This is a genomic window from Planococcus ruber (assembly GCF_022819085.1).
Taxonomy (GTDB): domain Bacteria; phylum Bacillota; class Bacilli; order Bacillales_A; family Planococcaceae; genus Planococcus; species Planococcus ruber.
Window position 1 is genome coordinate 30,341 of sequence record NZ_JALHAG010000011.1, and the last position, 22,788, is coordinate 53,128.

Consider the following 22,788-nt stretch of genomic DNA (forward strand, 5'->3'; position numbering starts at 1 on the left):
TTAAAATTTGGGGATAGGGGTAGAGATAAGAAAGAATCGTTAAGCAGAAATCAAGGAGGCGTTGTTATGGAAAAAAGTTCTTCCACGGAAAAAGTGTTGCCGGTGACTTCATTCAGAAGCGGATCCGGTTTTGAAGTGGCACCCGATATTTATTGCTACACCATTCAAGTGGCGAATGTGTATTTCATCGGAAATCCTGCAATCAGCAATGAATGGGTGCTCGTTGACGCAGGAATGCCCGCTTCTGGAGAGCGCATCTTAAAAGAAGCGGAAAACCATTTCGGTCCCGGCCATAAATTAAAGTCCATCATTTTAACGCATGGCCATTTCGACCACGTCGGCGGGTTGATAGACATTTTGGAAACCCACGATGTACCCGTTTATGCCCATCCCTTGGAATTTTCCTATTTGAAAGGAATTACGGATTACCCGGAACCGGACTTTGAGGCAGAAGGCGGATGGATCGCCAAGATGTCAAAAGCCTTCCCTGTGAAAGCTATTGATATTTCAACCCGGCTCCATGAGTTGCCGGAAGACGGCACAGTACCTGATATGCCTGGCTGGCGCTGGATTCATACCCCCGGCCATACAGAAGGCCACGTTTCCCTCTTCCGGGAACATGGGCGCATCCTGATTGCGGGAGATGCTTTTGTCACTGTAAAGCAAGATTCCCTTTACCGGGTTCTGACCCAGAAGAAAGGCGTTTATGGACCGCCGGTATACTTGACGCCGGACTGGCGGGCTGCTTGGGAATCCGTCGCAAAGCTTGCTGACCTCCGCCCTTCTGTTGCCGCTACAGGCCATGGCAAGCCGATGAGAGGCTCCGCTTTGGCCAAAGGGCTCGTGGAGTTAGCCAAAAACTTCCCCGATGTCGCCGTTCCAAAATACGGGAAGTTTGCCGATACGCTGCATCCTTAAAACTACCAGCCTCTTGGAAGATTCCTCTTCTAAGAGGTTTTCTCTGGCCAAAGAAAATAAAACTGTTCAGCCAAATAAAATGAAAATATGTTTTAACATTTCAGAAAACGGGTATTGGAAGAGTCCAGTTCCGTTTATTTTTTGAAACTGATATGACATCGAATGGAGATGAGCACAATGATTAAAAGAGCGCTTTTTGTTTCAGACCACGGCGATCCTTTGGCAACACTCGGAGGCAAACAAGCCGGCGGACAAAATAATTATGTTAAACAATTAGCCCTTGCTCTTGAAAAAAGAGGTTGGCAAATAGATGTAGTTACGCATTGGTGCGACGCTTCAGCGCCAAGAATTGAGAAATTCGGAACTGCCTGCCGCGTCATCCGTGTTGAAGCCGGCCATAAAGGATTCGTTTCTAAAGATGAAATGTACACCATGCTTCCGGATTTCTATAAAGATATGAAAAGTGCCCTTGACCTTTCTTCCTATGATTTGGTGCACACCCACTACTGGCTGTCCGGTTTAATCGGGAAGAAATTAAAAGAAGAGTTCGGCCTTCCGCTTATCCACACTTCCCATTCTCTTGGATGGGCAAAAGCGAAAGCGACGGGCATTAAAGATGCACGTCGCATCAAAGCGGAAAAATCCATTTTAATTACGGCAGACCAAGTCATTGCCACTACCAATAATGAGAAACAATTGATTCAGGAACATATTGAATCGCCTTCTCCTATCAGAGTGATCCCCATTGGGGTGGACCAGGCATTTACCGTGCATGGAATCCGTTCACATCTCAGAAGAAAATCCGGCTTTGAAGCTCCTCTCTTCGTTTTCGCCGGAAGATTGGAAGAAACTAAGGGAATCTTCACCCTGCTGAATGCGTTTCAGCTATTGGTCAACAAGAGCGAAGCCAAATTCAAGCCTCGCCTTTTGATTGCCGGCGGAGAACAAGATGCGATTGACCCTGCAACACGTTTGCCGCTCGACCCTAAGCTGCGCGAAGCTGTAAAAGGCATTGAAAGCCATGTGGAATTTCTTGGTCCGCAATCCCAGGAACAGCTGGCCATGTTGTTTAACATTGCAACAGCTACGATTGTTCCAAGCTATTACGAATCGTTCGGCATGGTCGCTGCAGAAGCACAAGCCTGCGGCAGCCCGGTCATTGCGTCAGACGTCGGCGGATTGAAAAATGTCGTGCAGGATGGCATTACCGGATTGCTTGTGGAAACAAAAAATGAAATCGACTTGGGAATTGCCATGGAAGTCTTATCCGTCAATTCGCTGCTGGTTGAACGCTTGAGCCGGCAAGCCGTGAGAATTGCCAAAAAAGATTTTGACTGGGATTCAATTTCCGCCCGCATCGATTCTATGTATGAGGTGATTAGCAATGCACGAAGCAAAGCATATATTGGCAACAGACCTGGACGGAACACTGGTTGGTGACTCCGAAGGCCTTCAGCAATTGCTGAAATTCTATGAAGAACAAGTTTACGATGTCTCGCTCATCTATATTACTGGCCGGTATTATGATTCCGCCTTGTCTTTGATTGAAAGCGAGAATTTGCCGGTGCCTGATATTTTGGTTACAGATGTCGGTACGACGATTCATATCGGCGAGAATTTTGAAAAAGACGAAGTTTGGGAAGCCCGGATGCTGGAAAATTGGAAGCCTGATGAAATCGACGAGATTGCTTCCACCGTTTCCGGACTGACAAAACAGCCTCTTTTGCTGGAAAATCGCTGCTCTTATTACGTCGAAGAAAAAGAGCCTGTTGAAGAATTTCAGAGGAAGCTGGAAAGCTCGGGAATTCCCTATAAATTGATTTTCAGCGGCGGACGCGACGTTGATATCGTGCCGTTGCCAAGCGGCAAGGGACAAGCCTTGCAATACATTTTAGATAAGTACAATATCCGTGATGCCAAACTTTTAGTAGCTGGAGATTCCGGAAATGATCTGGAGATGCTGACCTTGGGCTTTCCTTCTGTCATTGTCGGCAATGCCCTCCCGGAACTTTTGGAAAGCGAAGAACACCCCCTAATTTTCCGCGCCACTAAAGGGTATGCCGGCGGAATTCAGGAAGGTTGGAAACACTTCCACTCAGAATAGCCTTCGAGCCGCTTCTACGGCCTTGGAAGGCTATTTTTATACATAATTTATGCTTATCTAAGCAATCATTTGTTTTTTTAGCCAATTCGTTTATATTTAAAGGAAAGGCAGTTTCGTGATTTCCAAAGATATTTTCGTCTTTCAAAACGAAAAAAACCAGATTTGCCTATGAACAGGAGGAAATTGAGATGAGTAAAGTCGCGAATTTGCAAAAAGAGTCCATGGTCATGTTAAAGGAAACAAGCCGGACTTTTTTCATCCCAATCAATTTTTTAGAATCTCATTTGAAAAAGACCGTTGCCTCTGCCTATCTATGCATGCGGGCAATTGATGAAATTGAAGACCATCCGGAATTGGCCGATGACGTAAAGATCCATCTTTTGTCCGCAACCAGCGAATTGTTGAAAGCCCCATTCGACCGGTTTGCTTACGAAGCTTTGATCAAACCATACGACAACTTTCTGCCTCCGGTTACAAAGCGCTTAGCCGATTGGATCAGCGTCTGTCCTCCGGAAATCGTGGAAAAAGTGAAAGAATCCACTTCCATCATGGCAGGCGGAATGGCCAAATGGGTGGAGAAAAAGTGGATCATTGAAACGAAGGAAGACCTGGATGACTATACGTATTACGTGGCCGGCCTTGTTGGAACGATGCTTTCCGATTTATGGAAGTGGTACGACAATACCGAAACGGATCCAGAGCTGGCCATCGCTTTTGGCCGCGGCCTCCAAGCGGTGAATATGCTGCGCAATTATGATGAAGATTTAGAGCGCGGAGTTACGTTTGTTCCAGACGGCTGGACTCGTGAAGACATGTTCAATTACGCCAATAACAATTTGGCCCAAGCCAATGAATACGTCAAAGCAATTAAAAACAAGCGGATTTTGATGTTCTGTAAAGTACCGCTCGCTTTGGCGCATAGCACGCTTAAAGCTTTGAAATCCGGAAAAGAGAAAATGTCCCGGTCAGAAGTGGAAGGCATCGTAGAACAGTTAAAGCAGGAAGAACAACTAAATTGAACAAAAGGCGCATTTGAGAATTCATCAAATGCGCCTTTTTAGTTTGCAACTGCAGAATGGGATGCTTTTGTCCTGCTTCACTTTCCTTCTTCCTTTCGGCCAAATAGGCTATACTAAAAGGAGCGAAGCAACTGTAAACGGGGGAGAAAAATGACAATTTCCATTATTAGTGTTTTGACCGCAGCTACTCTCATACTCAATATTTTCCTGGCTGCAGCGCTGGTTTTTCTGGAACGGCGCGATGCTTCTTCCACTTGGGCGTGGCTATTGGTTCTTTTCTTCATTCCGATATTCGGATTCTTTGTCTACCTTCTTTTAGGCCGCCAACTCCGAAAAAAAACGCTCTTTAAATGGGAAGGCCGGACAAAAGTCGGAATCGACAGTTTGATCAAGCATCAATTGCATGCATTAGATGAGGACGATTTCCATTTTCGCGATGATAATGTGCACGAATACAAAGAATTGGTTTATCTTCACTTGCGGAATAACGGGGCCGTATTGACCCAGGACAACGCTGTCCAAATCTTTAATGATGGCCGCCAGAAATTCGATGCATTGATTGCCGATATGGAACAGGCAAAAGACCATATACATATGCAGTACTATATCTTCCGTTTAGATGGCCTCGGCACCCGCCTTTTAAAGACGTTGACTGCGAAGGCGAAAGAAGGCGTCAAAGTCCGGCTGCTCTATGACGACATGGGATCACGCCGCCTCAGCAAAAGGCATTTCAAAGAATTCATCCAAGCAGGTGGAGAAGTGGAAACTTTCTTCCCTTCCGTCTTGCCGATTATCAATCCGCGCTTGAATTATCGAAATCACCGCAAAATTGTGGTCATTGATGGCCGCGTCGGCTATATCGGCGGGTTTAACGTCGGGGATGAGTACATCGGCCTGAGCCGGAAATTCGGCTATTGGCGGGACACTCACCTTCGTGTAGAAGGCAGTGCTGTCCACCCGCTTCAAACCCGCTTCATCTTGGATTGGAACCAGGCTTCTGCCCGCCACGACATCGAATATAATGAAGTCTTCTTTCCTGCCATTCCGGAAAAAGGCGTGACCACGATGCAGATTGTCTCAAGCGGCCCCGATGAGGAATGGGAACAGATTAAAGACGGTTACCTGAAGCTCATTAATATGGCAACCGAATCGATTTATATTCAAACGCCTTATTTCATCCCGGATGCCAGTTTCTATGACGCGATTCGAATTGCTGCCTTATCCGGCATCGATGTGCGCGTCATGATCCCCAATAAGCCTGACCATCCTTTCGTTTACTGGGCGACTTACTCTTATGCCGGCCAGCTATTGAAGGCGGGCGCGCGGGTCTATATTTATGACAATGGATTTATCCATACGAAAATGATTGTAATCGATGGCAAAGCATCCACCGTTGGAACGGCTAATATCGACGTCCGGAGCTTTAAATTGAATTTCGAAATCAACGCCTTCATCTATGATGAAAAAGTTTCCTCGGATCTTGCGGAATTATTCCACCAGGACATAGAACTGTCTACGGAACTGACCATGGATATCTATCTGTCCAGAACCAAATTGATCAAAACAAAAGAGTCGATTGCCCGGCTTTTATCGCCAATCTTATAAGACTGCTCTTTAAAAAAAGCAGCAGTAAAAAAAGCGTTTCCCTCCAATTAAAGAGGGAAACGCTTTTTCAATATATGCCTAAATATTCTTCCAATGTAACGCCTTTAGCATAGACATCCGCAGCTATCTCTTTGCCGACGTAGCGATAATGCCAAGATTCATGCATGTAGCCGGTAATCTTTTCCGCACCTTCCGGATAGCGGAGAATGAATCCGTAGCGATGCGCGTTGTCCATCAGCCATTTGCCGCCTTTCGTGTCGCCGAACGTAGCGGAAGCCCAATGCTGTTCCTGCCCGGTTTCGCCGATATCAAAAGCAAGCCCTGTCTGATGTTCAGAATATCCAGGCCGTGCACTATAGCGGTCAGCCGCTTGCTGGCCGTCTTTCGCCACATAGCCATCGTATAAAACTTTTTGGCGTGCAAAATCACGATACGTACTGAATGCCGTCAAGTCGATTTTCGCTTTTAACGCTTCCGCCCGCATCGCTTCAAAAGCGGCTCTGGCTTCTTTGCTTTCACCCGGTGCGTATGATTGCGGCAACGGGTGCTGTTTGTTGGCAATTACGACATTGTTGATGATTGTCGGTTGGGCCGGCAATTTTAAATTATCCTGATATATCGTTGCGTCTTTTACCGGCTGCTCTTTCGCAGGAGGCGTTTCCTCCTGCTCCGGCGCTTTGCCTTCTTCACTTGCTGGAGGATCTTCAGCTGGTGAAGTTTCCGGTTTTTCCGCTGATTCCGGCTCAGCCGGTTTCTCTGATTCTATAGGAGATTGAGGCTCTTCTGGCATTGGCGCTTCCCCTTCTTGTGATGAGACATCTTCCTTCGGTTCAACTGTTTTGACCGCCGCTTCGGATGGCGACAACGCTTCTAAACTTTCTTCTATATCCCAATTATGGAGAGACATCCAGTAAGCGGAAATCCCTCCGGCTAAAACCACTACAATTCCAAGGCTAATAAGGATCCATTTTAGAAAAGGCTTTTTATTTTTCTGATTCATCGAATACCGCGATTGCATGGTTCTCCTTCTTTCTCTAAAGTTCTTTTTTATTCTACCATTACTCTCGTATAATTTCTCCCTAAACAAATGAACATTCGGTATACTTTAACTAGAAGTTTTTACAAGATATGAGGGAAGAATATGAACCATCAAAAATGGCTGTCGCTTAATTTTTTCGCTTTCTTTTTTACGTGGGGTGTCTTCCTGCCTTATTGGACCGGATGGCTGACCAATGATAAAGGCATCAGTGTTTCAGGTGCAAGCCTCATCATGGGTGCCGGCATGTTCGCCCGTTCCCTTTCCACCCTGATTTTCTTCCCGCTGATGACGCGCATCTTTTCGTTAGGGAAGCTCATGCAAGGACTGGCAATCGGATCTTTTGTCCTCATGCTCTTACATATGCCCGCCAACTCTTACCTATGGCTATTCATTCTGACGTTCGCTTTCAGCTTCGTCTATCCGAATTTGCTGCCGGCGATGGAAAGCGGCGCAACCGTATTGATGAAAACCGACCATATCCATTACGGCAAAAGCCGGTCCTATGGTTCAGTCGGCTATACCATCGCCTTATTGATTGTCGGCGGAGCTACAGCCGTTTGGCAGGAAAGCGCGATTTACTGGGTCATGCTCGCCGGGCTGCTCTTCATGGCTCTTACCCAATCGGCTACTTCTCCTATTCCCTTGCAGGCAAAACCTGAACCTAGAAAAACAGCTTCAGGAAACGCAATGAAAGAATTGCTGCGTTCAAAACCATTTATGCTCATGCTGCTGATCACCACTTTGCTGCAAGGAGCCCATGCAGCTTACTATAATTACGGATTTATTTATTTGCAGGATGTAGGCGTCAATAGCTTCTATATCGGCCTCATTTTAAATGTAGCCATCCTTTTTGAAATTCTGATTTTCGCAAAAGCGGATGCCTGGTTTGCCAATTGGTCCGTTTCGTCCATGTTTTTAATTGCCGGCATCGGTTCCACGCTGCGCTGGATACTAATCTTTCTGTTTCCGTCAGTCTGGGTCTTCATCTTCAGCCAGGTTTTTCACGCCTTGTCTTTCGGAGTCGCGCATTTTGCATTCATCCGCTACATTTTCCAAAAGCTCGACCCGCTCCATATTCCCGCCGCACAAGGAATGTACGCGGCCATTGCCATGAGTCTAAGCGTTGCGGCCTTGACCATCATCGGCGGTTTTCTTTACGAAATTTCTCCCGGCCTTTCGTTCCTTGGCATGGTGCTATTTTCCGGTCCGGCCCTCTTATTGGTGCTGCTCACTCGAAAAAGATTTTCATATTAAATTAAATTTCCTACCAACTACCCCCATAATCCCGAATTTACCTGCGAATAAATGAGTATCAACTGTTACAGGGAGCTGGGTATATTGAAACGAATTTCACAAAAGGATATCGCGAGCTTGATGGAACGCTTAGATACCTTACTTGAAGAACGCCAAAAAGAAAAATACCACTATAAAAAAACAGCAGCGGCCAATTAGGCTGCTGCTGTTTTTCACATTTTCCTTAAACGATTACGGTAATTAAAACGATTACAAAAAGCACGGCAAAAATAATGGCCATTCCGCGCATCCATTTCGCTTCACGATCCATGCCTTGCGCTTTCATCTGGCGGTAGCGGAACGAATTGGTCAGCACAAAAAGCAAGGTCATGAATAATACGGTGATTTCCAAGTTGCCCATGATGAGGAAAACGAGCGCTGCCACACTTAATGCCGCCATCGCAATCCCTTGTATCCATTTTGAATTCATCTGTTTCACTCCTAAAAAAGAAAGCCGGCAAAAGATGCCGGCTTTTTGTTGTTATTTTTTATCTTCTACAGACTCAAGTGCCACTTCCGGGTGGTTCGAGTAGAATTTGCGTCCAATGTATGTTTGGATGATCAGCAAGATCCCGCCGACTGCCCAGTATACTGGCAATGCAGCCATTGACGAATAGGACACAAACATGATCATGATTGGTGAAATATACACCATGATTTTCATTTGCTGCTGCTGCTGTTCCGGCATCGTCCATAATGAAACTCTTGCCTGGAAGAAGTAAACCGCTCCAGCGATCAAGGTCATCAAAATATCCGGAGAACCAAGGGTAAACCAAAGGAACTCATGGTCTTTCACGTAATCCGGTGCGTAGCGAATCGCAAAATAGAGGCCCATGATGATCGGCATTTGAATGACGACTGGCAAGCAGCCCATATTCAATGGGTTCACGTCATGCTTTTTGTAAAGGCCCATCATCTCCTGCTGGATTTTCATTTGCTCTTCTTTGTCTTTTGTCTGTTTCAACCGTTTTTGGATATCTTCCATTTCCGGACGCAATTTATCCATTTTGACTTTCATGCCTTGCTGGCGTTTGTATGTCCGCAGCATAAATGGCATTAGCACTAAGCGAATCACGATTGTGATTGCCACAATCGCCAAACCGTAGTTTCCACCAAACAAGTCGCCCAAGTAAATCAGCGAACTAGCAAATGGTTTTACAAAAACCGTATAGAAAAACCCTTCTTGATTCTCTACAGCTGAACATCCGCTTAATACGAGAACCGCCATTGCCAGAAAGGACAGCAATATCATTTTCTTTTTCAAATTAGTCACCTTCACCTTTTTTAACTATAAAGAAGTATACCTATATGGTTGATAAAATTCAATCCGTGACTCTGAATTAGCAAATTTTATCGCATTGTGTGACGGAATAGCGAATGCGCCCCCCCATTTTCTCCAAGAAAAAAAGGAGAAAAATTCTCCTTAATTTGAATTCGGCAAATTGTAGCGGAAGTATGGGATGTGCTGGCTGTCGCGGAATTGCTTTGGCGTGACAGTCGTGTACTTTTTGAAAATCCGAGTGAAATAGCTTTGGTTGCAGAAATGGAATTGCTTTGAAATCTCTGAAATTCCTTTGTCTGAATGGCGCAAATAATATTGAGATTCTTCCACACGGCGCACATTCAAATATTCCACCAGGGTGATGCCGGCGTGCTCTCTGAAAATACGGGACAGATGGCTTGTTGAAATGTGGAAATGTTTTGCAATGTCTTCTACCGACAAATCGCGTTCCACTTCATCGTTTATGAACATCACGACTTTGTTTACGGTTTGATGGCCGAACGATGGTTGTTTGCGTTCAGAAATAACCGACACAAAGAACTCGATCAACTCATCAGCGACGTAAAGAAATTCGGAATCGTTCATGTGCTTTTCAACCAATTCAATGCACGCCGTATTGAAAGCAAATGCTTTCTTAGGCGGCACGCGCATTTCATATAGCTTACGGGCCATTACAGATGAAAGGACTATGTAATAATTGCGGACTTGGCGAATGGTATCTTTGCCTGCTTTAATTCCGATCAAATCGATCAAAAGGCGCAAAGTTTGTTTCGCCCGGTCTTTTTCAAGATGGTGGATTTCATAAATTAATTGTGTTTCGATTTCAAAAAACTTTTCAATTCCCTCATACTGATTCAGATTTTCACTTTCATTCATAAAAATCTTGGAAATGGTTTCTTGAATCGATGGCGCAGCTAGTATATTCATTTTTTCCCCGTCTTTCTAAGTTCTAGATTTTAAGCAGTTACTTCAACTATATACTGAAACGTTCGAGATGAACATAGCTCAAAGTAGAACTTATTAAATTTTTTATGTAATATGGTTTATTACCATTTTACCTTTAATACCTTATTAAAGGAAATATTTTCCCTAAAACTATACTACAAATGACGAATATCTGTCAAAAGGGTTTCTCTGGAAACTAATAAATTTCCAATATTTTAAAAATCACCATTAAAAGCCAACCTTTCCTAAGAAAGGCTGGCTTTTGCTCCCTTGTTTCTATTCGTTATCCGGCGGAATTAATGCGCGAATATGACGCGGAAGAACTTCGATTGTAAACGGTGTTTGAGAACCTTCATCGCCGTCAATATTGCATGAAACCGGCTCGCTTGTATCAATAGAGACTTGCGTTGTATGGATCACTTCTACTGCAGGATCTTTTTCAAGCTTGCCTCTTAGCATAGCCCCCGCGATTCGAATGAACGCCGGCAAAGCTGCATTTTTTACAATGTAGACATGCAGCAGCCCATCATCCGTCAAGGCTTCGGGCGCCAGTTTTTCAAACCCGCCTACTGAATTGGTCAAAGCCACAAGCACCAATTTCGCTTCGCCTTCCCATTCGCCTTGGTCATGCTTGATGTTAAAATATTGCTCCGCATCCGAAGTAATTGCTTTTACACCTTCTATAAAGTAAGCCAAAGCGCCCAATCGGGTTTTTTGTTCCGGCGATACTTCATAAGTGGATTCCGCAATTTGGCCGAGCGCTAAGATGTTCATGAAATAATGGTCGCCTACTTTTGCAATATCCACTCTTTTTTCATGCCCTGTTTTCAATGCTTCAATGGCTTCAGGAGGATCTAAGGAAATCCCGAGCGCCCGGGCGAAATCATTCACCGTTCCGAGAGGGATTAAGGAAAATAAAGGTTGGTGCTCTTGTTCCGCTAAACCGGAAACAGCTTCGTTGATGGTGCCGTCGCCGCCCATCGCCACGACAAAATCGTATTTCAATTCACATGCTTCCTTGGCAAAATCCGTAGCGTCGTGCTGCTTTTCCGTCGTTCTCGTATCCACGCTGTAGCCCATGTCCACTAACGTTGCTTCCACTTGGGTACGGTATTGAGCCGCTTTCTCTTTTCCTGAAGATGGATTCAAGATAAACATCGCTTTTTTCATTTAGTTACCTCCGGTGGTATGATATAACCATATTCATCTTTACCCTTTTTTAGGGTGAAGTTAATCCCTCTGTTCTTCTAATATTGAAAGTGAGGACGGCCATGCGCATTTTCATTTATTTGATCATTTTCTTCGCTTTTTTCGACTTGTTTGCTCAGCTGCCAATCATGAGCCCGTTTGCCGTCGATTTAGGAGCCACGCCTTTTTTAGCCGGGCTGGCGGTGGGCATGTATTCTCTGTCCAATGTGGCAGGCAATGTGATTTCCGGAATATTTGCTGACCGCCGCGGCCCTTTTACGGTGCTGATTTTTGGCCTGGTTTCCACTGGAGTGGTCTTGTTTTCTTACCACTTAGCAGACGGGCCGTACAGTTTGCTGGCCATCCGCTTTTTCCACGGCCTGGCTGCCGGCTTTGCAGTCCCGGCCGCTTTCACTTTTCTGGCCAATCGGACCAAACAGAATCGGCGAGGAAAAGGCGCAGCGGTTTCGGGAGCCTTTGTCGGATTAGCCGCTATCGTCGGTCCCGCTTTCGGCGCTATCTACGCGAGCCGCACAAGCGTCCCGGAAATGATGGGGATTACCGGCACGATTCTGCTATTGCTGGGGGCCATTTCCTATTTCCTTCTGAAAAAGGAAGCTCCCAAGAAAGAATCTGTCCAAGCCCCTAAAGCGCCATTTATGGAGTCCGTCCGCACCCTTGGATTATTCCAGGCATTTGCTGGCGCTTTTTTCTTAATGTTTTCACAAGGGGTGCTTGCTTATATGCTCCCCCTTAAAGTTGAGGCGCTTCAATTGCCTGCAGAAATGAGCGGCTTGCTGTTAAGCACTTTCGGCATTGCTGCCATTTTGGTGTTCCTGCTGCCCGTCAATCGCTTATTTGACCGCATACAACCAGTCTATACATTGATCGCCGGCTTTTCATGTATGGCGCTTTCCCTATTTCTTTTAAGCACAGTTTCACTGGCGCTCTTTATGTATATCGTCATGGCTAGCTACGGCATCGGTTTCGCCCTTCTTTTCCCTTCCATCAATTCGCTGTTGATCGATTCTACGACTTTGCAATCGCGCGGACGGGCATATGGCTATTTCTATGCCTTCTTTTCATTCGGTGTGGTTGCCGGCTCCAGTGTCACCGGAGCTTTGGAACTGTCGGCCAATGAAGGGTTTATATTAAGCGGAAGTTTGCTGCTCCTCATAGCAGCATTTAATGGATTAGCGGCTGGAAGATAAAATACAGCAAAGGAAAGAGTTGTCCCAAAAGTAATTTGGAACAACTCTTGTTATGTCTCGAAGCTAGCGCAGCGATGCAGAAACACGGGCACTAGAATTCCCCTGCGTATCATTAGAGGCAAGGCAGATCATTTAAATGTTATCAGTGCCTATGCGCGGCTCGGGTGAGACCGTCTTTGTGTTTTCTGATTTTTCTTCGCTCGTATCATTTGGAGACAGCTTTGAATTTTCATCTGCTTTTTTATCTTCATTGTAATATTGGACGCCTGATTCTCCGCCCTCATTCGCCGGTTCTTCTGTGTCAGTCGATGTTTTGTTTAGTTTATCCAAGTTTTGAGACTCCATAAATGAATTCACCTTCGTTTTCGCATTATTAAAAGCTACAGTGGCTTTTTCACGATTTTCTGGTTTCTTGAAGTATGCATACGCTCCAGCAGCTAAACCTGCCAGTAAGATTCCTCTTCTTTTGGCCATTTACTTCACTCCTATTCTCTGTTAAAACTTGTTTACCCAATTCTACTAGATTTATGCAACATTCACGTGTCAAAAGCATTACATTTTATTGTTTGTAAACTTCATATCCACGTGAGGAATCCCGTCTTCATCGTATGCTTCCGAAATCGGCAGAAAGCCGAAGGATTCGTAAAACTCTTGCAGGTAAACTTGCCCCTGCAATTGAATTTCATTGGCTTGCCATTCGTTCAAGATATATTCCATTGCCTGCACCATCAATTGTTTGGCAAGGCCTCGGCTTCTGGCTTCAGCACGCACGATAACCCGCCCGATTGACGGAATTTCATACTTTACTCCTGCCGGAACCAACCGGGCATAAGCCAGTGTTTTTTCATTTTCGCTATAAGCAAGGTGGATAGATTCTTGATCCAAATCATCCAGCTCAGGATAAGGGCAATTCTGCTCCACTACAAATACGTCCACCCGCAATTTTAAAAACTCGTATAATTTCCGGGCAGTCAGTTCATCAAAATGATAGGTATTCCACTCCAATTTCTTCGCCTCCTTGTCTCTTTTCATTATTTCACATTAGTGGCTATTTGGATGGTTTTTTGATATGATAACGGAAAGAATTTTAGAGGTGAGCAAATGATTCGTGCAGGCACGATTGATGATATTGCATCTGTCCAGGAAATCGCACACGTGAGCTGGGTTGATACTTATGAAGGCATTATTCCTCCAACTGTCCAAAAACAATTTTTAGATAAATCGTACTCTACGCCAATGATGGAAATGAGATTGAAGAAAACCATTGTCCTGCTCGCTTTCCACGATGCGGAACCTGTTGGATTTGCCAACTTTACCCGCGTGGATGAAGATGGCGACGCGGAACTGATTGCACTTTATTTGAAGCCGGAATTCCAGCGCAATGGCTACGGCAAACAATTATTGTCGAGCGGACTTTCCCATTTAAAAGAAGGCTCGCAATTATTCGTTTATGTGGAAAGCAAAAATGAAAAAGGCCGGAAGTTCTACGAACGAAATGGCTTTGAATTGGTAGAGGAATTCGAGGAGGTTTTTGAAGGCTACCCGCTGCAGACTGCCAAATATATTTATTACCTAAAAACACCCGTCCTTTAAAAGGACGGGTGTTTTTGTTTATAACGGACGATACGTATCGTCATCTTTGTGAAGCGAATTATCATTTTGTCTCCGCTGCTCTTCCTCACGAAGGCGCTCTTCTTGGCGAATTCGTTCTTCTTCACGGATTCGCTGTTCTTCTTTTAGCTTCGCATCGCCATTTTGGCTGCCAAAATCGTCGCGCGGCGCCTGATAGTCATCTCGTCGCGTCCCTTTTCGCACAAAGCACATAATTGCTGCAATGTAGAATAAGATCGACGTCAAGGAAAGCAGGCCTGCGAATAGCCCTGCAATGATGAAAAGCACTCCCGCAGCTTTCGGATTGCGGTTATTCCGCAGGTTCGCAATAGCAAGAATCGCTAAAACGGTGCTGATCGCAAGCACTGCCACAAGGACCCATCCGATAATGCTAAAGCTGGAAATGAAAGTATCCAAAAAGAGCTGTGCGTCTTCCGGGCTTGCAAATGTGGAGTCATTTAAGACTTCCTGCTCAAAATCCTGGAATTCTGCCGTGTTTTGCACATTGTCGAAACTAAGGATACCGATTGCCAATAGGGCGATGGTTAAAAGATTAAAAATAATGCCGATTATACCTAATGTTTTTTCTGCACCTCTGCTGACAACTCCATTATTCATTTGATGCACCTCTTTCTCACTTTTCTTCCGGCTCGAAATAAAAGCCTTCTTATAGACAGTTTCCCTGATTATTATGAATAAAACCTGTTTAAGCTTTTGTAGCTAGGGTAATTAATTATTAACAAAGATTTTAAAGGAGATGAAATTAATGGAAAAAAAGTTAATCTTTAATCAAGCAGACTTTATGTACGGAATCGGCGGCGCTTCTATTTTAACTGCGATTGTTTTCTTCATGACAAGCCTATAATCTGGAGGATGAAGATGGAAAACTACATATTGGCGACATAGCAAAAGCAATCCACTCAAAACTGAAGAGGATTGCTTTTTGTGTGTTTAAATTTTCACGTCGTCGTAATCTTTATAGCGGTCGAATGCTACAACTGCATAGGAACAGACCGGCTCCATTTTATAATTATGTTCGCGGGCATAATCAGCCGCCCGATCGAGCAGCTTTTTCGCAATGCCTTGGTTGCGCATCGATTCATCTACAAAAGTATGTTCAATCACCATGACATTCGCAAGCTCTGTCCACGTAATTTCCGCCTTAAGCATCCCCGCTTCTTCATAGCGGTAAGCAAATTCATCATTACCCAATTCTATTAGCTGTAATTCCATATCTTACTCCCCCTAATTATTGATTGATGGACAACGGACGCAGCGAAGCTTCGATTTCAGCCCGCTTCGGCTCAAGAAACGGCGGCAATGCAAGCGTCTCTCCCATCGTTTCCAATGGTTCATCGGTCGCGAAGCCCGGTTCATCCGTCGACAATTCAAAAAGAATGCCGTTCGGCTCACGGAAATAGATGGCTTTAAAATAATAGCGATCCACTTCACCTGAAGTCATGAATCCATTGGAGCGCAAGTATGTGTTCCATTTGCTGTACTCTTCATACGTTTTTACACGGAAAGCAACGTGGTGCACACTCCCTCTCCCAGGGCGTTCAGGCGGCAAATCGGTCCGTTCTTCTAAGTGTACTTCGCCAGCCGGGCCGCCTTTTCCTGTTGAAAATACTAAAATATCTTTCATTCCTTCAATTTTCGACGGATAAGAGCCGATTTGCTCGAATCCGAGTATATCGCTTAAAACGGCAGCTGTTTTTTCATTTTTGCGGACCGTCAAGCGCACATGGCCCAGTCCGACAATCGCATACTCTTCCGGAACATCTGCTTTCGTCCAAGGAATGCCGTATTCGATTCCTTTTCCGTCATCCACTACCAGCATTAGCCGGGATCCTTCAAAGTCCTGGAAAGTCAGCGATGGCCGGCCGAAAACTTCTTCCACTTCGCCGTGCGGAACAGCGAAGCGATCAAAACGTTCCATCCAATAGGCAATCGCCGCTTCACTTTTCACTCGAAATGCCGTGTTGCTGATGGAAGAAACGCCCGGATACGTGCGGCCAGCCATCGGAATATCAAAATACGTCATATCGGTTCCAGGCGTTCCGACTGCATCAGCGTAAAACAAATGGTAAGACGAAGTTGAATCCTGATTGACGCTCTTTTTCACTAAACGCATGCCTAGAATCCGTGTAAAGAAATCATGGTTCTTATCCGCATTGGCGGTAATTGCCGAAACGTGGTGAATGCCTTCTAGTTTCATTTTTCTTCCTCCTCAATTATCTTGAATTCGAGATATTTATTTTATTCTATCACCGCTCCTTCTGCCCTGCAACTGAATTGGCTCAAATAAAAACAGCCAGGCAATTTACTGCCTGGCTGTTTCGATAAATCAGTTAAACCATCCACGGACAGAATCCGCCAGCTTTTGGAAAAAGCTTTTCACGCTTTGCCAAAAACCTTCGTCATTGACGATCGTTCCGATTTTGTCTTCAATGGTTTTGCTTAAGTCTTCCAATTGGGTCGACCATTTTGAAAAGTCGATATCCAGTTTACGGATGCGGTCCATCAGATCCGTCAACAATTTGCGGTCTTCCGGGCTTAACTCGATTTGAAGCTTCGTCAATTGATCTTCGACTATTTTCTCCACTTCTTCACGGGTAGCCGGATTTTGTTCAGCGATCTGTTTTTTGATCTCTGTCAAAAGCTCGCTTACTTTTGCGTCTTCAACTCCGCTGTCAGCGAGTTCTGTTGCTACGGTCAATTCATCGTTAGCCACATCTGTCCGTTCTGGATCCAATTCTTCCCCGTTCACTTCGTAAGCTTTATAGATGCCAACAAGCGCCGAATGGCCTGTCACCGCTTTTGGAGCCGCGACTTCGACCGATGCATCTTCAATGCCTGCCGTCAGCATGGCGTTGGCGTACATTTCCGTTGTGACTTGCGTAATGTTATCCGGCGTGACGATTTGGATAACCAAACCTTCTCCTGCATCTTTGCGCGTGATTTTTGCAGAAGAATACATATTCGCACGCGAATCTCCGTCTTTAATATAAGTAATCAGATCTTGGCCGGTCACTTCGATTTCTTCCACGTCCGCTTCACTGGCTACATCCAAGCTTTTCGCTACGCTTTCTTTTTCTGCTTCGGATAGATTGCCTCCATAGACGACGATCGGCAAACCGAATTTTTCATTGATGCCGACGTTCGCAGAACTGATGCTTGGCAGCATAAGTGACAACGCTAATATAGATGACAGTACAGGAATTATTTTTTTCATTATTTATTGCCCCCTTCCACAAATTAATACGCTTTTTGTGTGAAAAGGTTGCGTCAACGTACTAATTTGGTCCATCCGTCTTCTTGGATGATTTTGCGTTCTTTGTACAGTCTGCCGAGCGCACGTTTGAATGCCGCTTTGCTCATGCCGAAGATTTCCTGGATTTCATCCGGAGTCGATTTATCTGTGAACGGCATTTGCCCGCCGGACTCATCCAGGAAATCCATAATTTTCTGTGCATCATCCGATAGGCGTTCCTGTTTACGGGGAAGCAACGAACCGTTCAATGTCGCATCGTCTTTTACGCCGATGATGCGCACGGTTTTTTCTTCGCCTAAACGCGGTTCTTCTTCTCTTTCCGATTCATGGACGAAAATCCGATACATTTCAGGCACAGAAAGCATGAATGTGCCGACTGGCAACAAACGGTAAGCACGTGCTTGAATGTTTTCATTGAACACAGAAGTTGGAGCCGGTACATACAATTCGCCGATTTTCTCTTCGGTCGCCAGGCGTCCGTATAAATCGCCATAGCGGTCCGTACGCAAGGTCATGAAGATATGGTCGCCTTGCTGCGGCCACAGTTCTTCGATTTGCGGAAGGTCTTCGGGAAGTACGTAAACTTCGCGGGAAGTCCCGATGTCAACGACCAGCCCTTCTCGTCTCGATACTTTCAATACTTTCGCCCAGCCGTATACGCTCGGCAAAATGTGGGGAATCATCGGAGTAGCAGAAACCCCGCCTTGACGGTTGCGGAAAAGGAATACTTCAATTTCCTCACCGATTTCTTGTCCCTCTTCAATTTCTGATGCGTTCATTAACACTTCATCACCTGAACTATTCGTCAAGATCCACTGGGAACTTGATCGGTCAATGATGCGCAATGTGGTTTTTTCTCCTGGATGCAATGCCATTATGCAGCCTCCTTCAATTCAACTTAATTTTCTTTTTGGTCATTTTTTAGTTTTTCAAGTTTTTGGAGCAGCGCCGGATCTTCTTCCAGCACTTGAACCAAATCAGCGATCCGCTCAATGGAATTCCAGCTTAAGTGATGCTCGATCCCTTCCACGTCGCCGTAGATCCGTTCTTCTTCCACACCGATCAACCGAAGAAACTGTTCCAGCAGGTCATGGCGCTTTACAAGGCGTTTTCCAAGTTTTTGCCCGCGCGGCGTCAACATCAGCCCGCGGTAGCGCTCATAAATTAAGTACCCATCTTTATCAAGTTTTTGCACCATTTTGGTGACCGATGACGGCAAAACTGACAACGCTTCTGCAATATCCGACACTCGGGCATATCCTTTTTGTTCAATTAATGAATAAATGATTTCAATGTGGTCTTCCATACTTGGAGTAGGCACGATTCGTTCCTCCCTAACATGACTCTCTTCAGTTTACTATACCCCAACCCGCTAAACAACTGAGCTTACGGCATTCCGGCAGTAATTCAATTTTCTGCATGTTTGGCCTGTGAAAATCCGGGGTAGTTATTACTATCGACAACGAAAGGTTAGGTGAGGAACATGGGACGTATTCTTTGGATTATTTTAGCAGTTATTATTGTTATTTGGTTAGTTGGATTTTTAATGGACGTCGCTGGTGGATTAATCCACATCCTTCTTATCATCGCAGCTATCATTTTAGTTATTAATTTGATCTCTGGCAGAAAAGGCTTATAGCCGGAATGCAAGCCATAAAAAAAGCTGAGGACAAATGTCCTCAGCTTTTTTATTGTTTCCGGATTTTTGCATAAACGCATGTATCGCGCAATTTATTGCTCACTCTTGAAATCGTATCATTGCGGAGAATGCCTTCGAGCTCGAAGTTCAAACGCTCAGCCACTGCCCGGCTTCGCACATTGTCCGGATCGCAGCGGATCTCAACCCGGTTTGCTTCCAATTCTTCAAACGCAAAACGGGTAATGCGTTCTACTGCCTCTGTTACATAGCCTTTTCCTTCAAAGCGATTATCGACCCAATAGCCGATCTCAAACTTCCGCACATCCCAATCAATGCGGTGAAGGCCTGAAGAGCCAATAAATTCTCCGGTTTCTTTCGAGAAGAAATGCAGCCGCAAATCTTTGCGCAGCATAAAATCCGCTTCAGCTTCCACCAAGTTTGCTTCCATTTCCGAAAGCACCGGTTTTTTCTGGGCAAACGGCATCCACGGCCGCAATGAAGCAAGTGAGCGCATGACCGCCTCATAGCTGAGCGCCGCATCTTCCCTTTTCGGTTTGCGGATGATCAAGCGCTCCGACTCGAATTCATCCGGAAATTGAAATAGAACCGGATTGAATTGCGATTTCTTTTCTTCTATCAATGCATCATCCCAGTGGACAGGCGTCGTAATGCCCGCTTCCCAGTCTTCCCGTGTCATGCCGTAAGTCACTGCATCATAATAGCGGTTTTCTCGCGGCGAGAACCATGTTTGGCGGATATGGGCTTCTTTGACAAAACCGGTCCGCTCAAATGCTTTTCGCATCGCGAAATTGTCGTGCCGCGTGTTGCCTTCTAGGCGTATTTTCTTTTCGGGCAAAGAGAAGACGAAATCAGCAATCAACTTCAACGCCTTCGGGCCATAGCCTTTTCCTCGATATGGATCTGCAATCCGCAAGTCAAACAGCGGGATGTCATCCTGCAAGTCAAAAATTTTCACGACGCCCACTTGCTGCCCTTCATCGTTTTCGATCCAAAACGTTCTCACTTGGTCTGATTTATATCCGCCTTCTTCAATCGTCTTCTCGATCAATTCCCGGACAGGATGTTCAATGCCGTGAAACGGCCATGAGTTAGTTGTCATAAATTCGATTAATTGTTCCTGTTCTTCCATCGTCCATTCTGTCAGCTTCAACACTTTGTCCTCCATGTTTGTTTACTTTTGAATCTTGACTAAGCGCAGCGCGTTGAGGATTACGAGAAGCGTTGCCCCCATGTCTGCGAATATGGCAATCCATAATGTCAGCCATCCTGGAATGATTAAAAGCAAAGCAATGATTTTTAACCCTAATGCAAAAAGAATATTTTCCTTTATTATACGCAAAGTCTTTCGGCTGAGTCGAATTGTATAGGGAAGTTTTTCTAAATCATCAGCCATCAAGGCGATATCCGCTGTTTCCAAAGCCGCATCGGTTCCGGCGCCGCCCATGGCAATGCCGATCGTCGAAGCTGCCAAGGCAGGCGCATCATTGACTCCGTCTCCGACCATGGCGACCCGGCCATGGATCTGCTGGAGTTCTTTGATGGCAGCTAACTTGTCTTCCGGCATCAATCCAGCACGGACGTCCGTGACACCGATTTGGGCTGCAATCGCCCGGGCAGTTGCAGGGTGGTCGCCTGTCAGCATAATCGTTTTTTCAATGCCCATCGCCTTCAATCCGCGAATGATTTCCGAACTTTCATTTCGGATGGCATCCGCCATTGCCACTGCACCGATTAATTCTTTTTCCGAAAAGACCGCTACGACAGATTTTCCGGATTCCTGAAGCTCACGGTAATCCCGCGGAATGGCAAAGCCGTATTCTTCTGCCCAGCTAAAGCTGCCGACGTAGACCTGTACGCCGTTCACAACTGCGTGGGCGCCTTTTCCGGTAACCGACCCAAACCCTTCGGAACCATAGGGTTCGCCCGCTTTGTCCAAAATGGCGCGCGCCAAAGGATGCTGCGACATGGTTTCGACTGCTGCTGCAATTTTCAGGACTTCTTCCTGGGAATACATTTCTTGGGCAAAGACATCCGTCACTTCCGGATAGCCTTTCGTCAGCGTGCCGGTTTTATCAAATGCAATGGCTTTAATATGCCCTGTTTCCTCTAAATGGATGCCGCCTTTCACCAAAACGCCTTGCCGCGCAGCATTCCCGATAGCTGTCACAATAGCGACTGGCGTCGACACAACTAAAGCACAAGGACAGCCAACTACAAGCACGGCAAGCCCTTGGTAAACCCACAACTCCCAGTTGCCGGTCAGGAACCCTGGGAGGATGGCCACTAAAAAAGCGACGGCTATAATAGCCGGCGTGTAATATTTCGCAAAACGGTCGACGAATTTTTGGGAAGGCGCTTTTTCCGCCTGCGCTTCTTCGACTAAATGAATGATTTTGGCGATGGTGGTGTCTTCCACCCGCTTGGTCACTGTGACTTCCAGTGCGCCTTCGCCGTTTAACGTCCCGGCAAACACTTCGTCTCCCGGATTCTTACTCGCTGGCATGGATTCGCCTGTAATCGCTGCCTGATTAACGGAACTTGTGCCGCGGAGCACAGTTCCGTCCATCGCAATTTTTTGTCCGGGTTTAACGATGAGCACATCGCCAATGCGGACATCTTCCGTATCCAGCTCGATAACTTCGCCTTGCCGCTGGATCAGCGCCCTGGCCGGTGCTAAATCCATCAATCCACGGATCGACTGGCGGGCTTTGTTCATCGAAAAGGCTTCCAGCGCTTCGCTGACTGCAAACAAAAAGACCACAACTGCGCCTTCACGCCATTCGCCGATAATCACTGCGCCAATAATTGCAATGGTCATCAATGTCTTCATGTCAAATTGCAGTTTCGTTAAATTTTGAAGTCCTGTCCAGAACAGCTGATAGCCTCCGACTAAAATGGAAGCGCCGAATAATCCGATGGCTGCCGGATGTGCTTCAGAAGCCTGGAAAGAAATTACCGCTCCGATGATCAGCAATAAAAATGAAATGGCCGCTTCAATGGTTTGGCGCCGTTTATAAAAAGGGATATGCACCACTTTTTCTTTTTCCGGAAAAACCCGGATATGGTCAAATGCTCCCGCTTTTTGCAAGGCTTCGATGGAGACGTTGCCATCGACCGTCAGCTTGGAAGCACCGAAGTTCAAACTGACATTTTTAATATCGGGAAGCTCCCGAACATTCTTTTCAAATTTCGCGGCACAGCTCGTGCATGATAAATTTTCAAGACGGTATGTCTTTTGCAAGCTCGCCACCTTCTTTCGCATGTTCATGGGCAATGGTCACGAGTTGGTGAACATGGCGGTCGGACAATGAATAATAGACTTGTTTCCCTTTGCGGAGGGATTTTGCCAATCCACGTTCCTTCAGATACCGTAGATGATGGGAGGCAGTCGCGGTCGAAGAACCGATGACGGCCGCGATATCGCAGACGCACATTTCTTCTTCGATGGTTAAAGCATAGGCAATGTTCAAACGGGTTTCATCAGCCAGTGCTTTAAACAAATGGACGACTTCGGATAAATCGGGCATATATTGCTGAACATTATCCACCACTTCCGGATGGACTTTTGTCACTTCACAAATTTCTTTCATCGCGATCCCACCTTCATTCAAATGTTCCTATGTTTGTTACTTGCAGTAT

Annotated in this window: 25 protein-coding genes; 9 read left to right on the forward strand and 16 right to left on the reverse strand. The window is 45.7% G+C overall.

The features are described from left to right. Positions 1-66: 66 nt before the first annotated feature. The 5 genes from MTR82_RS12870 (at position 67) to cls (ending at position 5,646) form a co-directional block, all read left to right on the forward strand. A complete protein-coding gene (locus tag MTR82_RS12870) occupies positions 67-918 on the forward strand; it encodes an MBL fold metallo-hydrolase (protein ID WP_246809397.1) in 852 nt (283 codons plus the stop codon). A 177-nt stretch (positions 919-1,095) separates the two neighbouring features. Further along, positions 1,096-2,358 carry a glycosyltransferase gene (locus MTR82_RS12875; protein ID WP_246809398.1) on the forward strand — a complete coding sequence of 421 codons (1,263 nt, stop codon included), beginning with the start codon at positions 1,096-1,098 and terminating at the stop codon, positions 2,356-2,358. Then, a complete protein-coding gene (locus MTR82_RS12880) occupies positions 2,303-3,022 on the forward strand; it encodes an HAD-IIB family hydrolase (RefSeq protein WP_052653165.1) in 720 nt (239 codons plus the stop codon). Before MTR82_RS12875 ends, MTR82_RS12880 begins: the two co-directional genes overlap by 56 nt. A gap of 188 nt (positions 3,023-3,210) precedes the next feature. After that, on the forward strand, positions 3,211-4,041 hold the full coding sequence (locus tag MTR82_RS12885) for a squalene/phytoene synthase family protein (RefSeq protein WP_246809399.1): 831 nt from the start codon (positions 3,211-3,213) through the stop codon (positions 4,039-4,041). A gap of 150 nt (positions 4,042-4,191) precedes the next feature. Further along, on the forward strand, positions 4,192-5,646 hold the full coding sequence (gene cls, locus MTR82_RS12890) for a cardiolipin synthase (protein ID WP_052653167.1): 1,455 nt from the start codon (positions 4,192-4,194) through the stop codon (positions 5,644-5,646). A gap of 67 nt (positions 5,647-5,713) precedes the next feature. On the opposite strand, the gene MTR82_RS12895 is transcribed toward cls, so the two are convergent. Beyond that, positions 5,714-6,664 (reverse strand): M15 family metallopeptidase, encoded by a 951-nt coding sequence (locus MTR82_RS12895; protein WP_246809400.1) that lies wholly within the window; start codon positions 6,662-6,664, stop codon positions 5,714-5,716. Positions 6,665-6,787: 123 nt separating this feature from the next. Between MTR82_RS12895 and MTR82_RS12900 the strand changes: the two genes are divergently transcribed. Further along, entirely contained in the window at positions 6,788-7,939 is a 1,152-nt protein-coding gene (locus MTR82_RS12900) for a 3-phenylpropionate MFS transporter (protein WP_246809401.1), read from the forward strand. Positions 7,940-8,162: 223 nt separating this feature from the next. On the opposite strand, the gene MTR82_RS12905 is transcribed toward MTR82_RS12900, so the two are convergent. The 4 genes from MTR82_RS12905 to MTR82_RS12920 all read right to left on the reverse strand — a co-directional run bounded on the left by MTR82_RS12905 (position 8,163) and on the right by MTR82_RS12920 (position 11,375). Then, positions 8,163-8,408 (reverse strand): hypothetical protein, encoded by a 246-nt coding sequence (locus tag MTR82_RS12905; RefSeq protein WP_052653173.1) that lies wholly within the window; start codon positions 8,406-8,408, stop codon positions 8,163-8,165. Between the two features lie 51 nt (positions 8,409-8,459). Next, a complete protein-coding gene (gene yidC / locus MTR82_RS12910; RefSeq protein WP_052653175.1) occupies positions 8,460-9,242 on the reverse strand; it encodes a membrane protein insertase YidC in 783 nt (260 codons plus the stop codon). A gap of 159 nt (positions 9,243-9,401) precedes the next feature. Then, positions 9,402-10,187, reverse strand: a complete 786-nt coding sequence (locus MTR82_RS12915; RefSeq protein WP_052653177.1) for a helix-turn-helix domain-containing protein — start codon at positions 10,185-10,187, stop codon at positions 9,402-9,404. Positions 10,188-10,481: 294 nt separating this feature from the next. After that, positions 10,482-11,375: a diacylglycerol/lipid kinase family protein gene (locus tag MTR82_RS12920; RefSeq protein WP_052653179.1), complete on the reverse strand. Its 894-nt coding sequence runs from the start codon at positions 11,373-11,375 to the stop codon at positions 10,482-10,484. A 101-nt stretch (positions 11,376-11,476) separates the two neighbouring features. Here MTR82_RS12920 and MTR82_RS12925 point away from each other — a divergent pair, with 101 nt between their 5' ends. After that, entirely contained in the window at positions 11,477-12,604 is a 1,128-nt protein-coding gene (locus tag MTR82_RS12925) for an MFS transporter (RefSeq protein ID WP_246809402.1), read from the forward strand. 132 nt (positions 12,605-12,736) lie between these two features. Here MTR82_RS12925 and MTR82_RS12930 read toward each other — a convergent pair whose 3' ends face one another. Beyond that, positions 12,737-13,078, reverse strand: a complete 342-nt coding sequence (locus tag MTR82_RS12930; protein ID WP_052653183.1) for a hypothetical protein — start codon at positions 13,076-13,078, stop codon at positions 12,737-12,739. 78 nt (positions 13,079-13,156) lie between these two features. Further along, positions 13,157-13,609 (reverse strand): GNAT family N-acetyltransferase, encoded by a 453-nt coding sequence (locus MTR82_RS12935; RefSeq protein WP_246809403.1) that lies wholly within the window; start codon positions 13,607-13,609, stop codon positions 13,157-13,159. Between the two features lie 96 nt (positions 13,610-13,705). Between MTR82_RS12935 and MTR82_RS12940 the strand changes: the two genes are divergently transcribed. Then, positions 13,706-14,197 (forward strand): GNAT family N-acetyltransferase, encoded by a 492-nt coding sequence (locus MTR82_RS12940; protein ID WP_052653187.1) that lies wholly within the window; start codon positions 13,706-13,708, stop codon positions 14,195-14,197. Positions 14,198-14,215: 18 nt separating this feature from the next. Here the strand turns inward: MTR82_RS12940 and MTR82_RS12945 are convergent, their stop codons facing one another. The 6 genes from MTR82_RS12945 to mntR form a co-directional block, all read right to left on the reverse strand. Then, positions 14,216-14,833 carry a DUF4064 domain-containing protein gene (locus MTR82_RS12945; protein ID WP_246809404.1) on the reverse strand — a complete coding sequence of 206 codons (618 nt, stop codon included), beginning with the start codon at positions 14,831-14,833 and terminating at the stop codon, positions 14,216-14,218. A 333-nt stretch (positions 14,834-15,166) separates the two neighbouring features. Beyond that, positions 15,167-15,448 (reverse strand): GNAT family N-acetyltransferase, encoded by a 282-nt coding sequence (locus MTR82_RS12950; protein ID WP_052653191.1) that lies wholly within the window; start codon positions 15,446-15,448, stop codon positions 15,167-15,169. Positions 15,449-15,464: 16 nt separating this feature from the next. Continuing rightward, positions 15,465-16,433: a ring-cleaving dioxygenase gene (locus tag MTR82_RS12955; RefSeq protein WP_246809405.1), complete on the reverse strand. Its 969-nt coding sequence runs from the start codon at positions 16,431-16,433 to the stop codon at positions 15,465-15,467. Between the two features lie 129 nt (positions 16,434-16,562). Beyond that, complete coding sequence (locus MTR82_RS12960) at positions 16,563-17,450, reverse strand: DUF1002 domain-containing protein (protein WP_246809406.1); 888 nt, start codon at positions 17,448-17,450, stop codon at positions 16,563-16,565. 53 nt (positions 17,451-17,503) lie between these two features. Further along, positions 17,504-18,364 carry a CvfB family protein gene (locus MTR82_RS12965; protein ID WP_052653197.1) on the reverse strand — a complete coding sequence of 287 codons (861 nt, stop codon included), beginning with the start codon at positions 18,362-18,364 and terminating at the stop codon, positions 17,504-17,506. Positions 18,365-18,387: 23 nt separating this feature from the next. Continuing rightward, positions 18,388-18,810: a transcriptional regulator MntR gene (mntR, locus tag MTR82_RS12970; protein WP_052653199.1), complete on the reverse strand. Its 423-nt coding sequence runs from the start codon at positions 18,808-18,810 to the stop codon at positions 18,388-18,390. 162 nt (positions 18,811-18,972) lie between these two features. On the opposite strand from mntR, the gene MTR82_RS12975 reads away from it, so the two are divergent. Next, on the forward strand, positions 18,973-19,128 hold the full coding sequence (locus MTR82_RS12975; protein WP_110925662.1) for a lmo0937 family membrane protein: 156 nt from the start codon (positions 18,973-18,975) through the stop codon (positions 19,126-19,128). 49 nt (positions 19,129-19,177) lie between these two features. On the opposite strand, the gene MTR82_RS12980 is transcribed toward MTR82_RS12975, so the two are convergent. The 3 genes from MTR82_RS12980 to MTR82_RS12990 are packed head-to-tail and all read right to left on the reverse strand — an operon-like array spanning position 19,178 to position 22,739. Further along, complete coding sequence (locus tag MTR82_RS12980) at positions 19,178-20,299, reverse strand: GNAT family N-acetyltransferase (protein WP_052653201.1); 1,122 nt, start codon at positions 20,297-20,299, stop codon at positions 19,178-19,180. 21 nt (positions 20,300-20,320) lie between these two features. Beyond that, positions 20,321-22,411 carry a heavy metal translocating P-type ATPase gene (locus MTR82_RS12985; protein WP_246809651.1) on the reverse strand — a complete coding sequence of 697 codons (2,091 nt, stop codon included), beginning with the start codon at positions 22,409-22,411 and terminating at the stop codon, positions 20,321-20,323. Further along, entirely contained in the window at positions 22,368-22,739 is a 372-nt protein-coding gene (locus MTR82_RS12990; RefSeq protein WP_052653203.1) for an ArsR/SmtB family transcription factor, read from the reverse strand. The genes MTR82_RS12985 and MTR82_RS12990 overlap by 44 nt, the downstream gene beginning before the upstream one ends. Positions 22,740-22,788 lie beyond the last annotated feature (49 nt).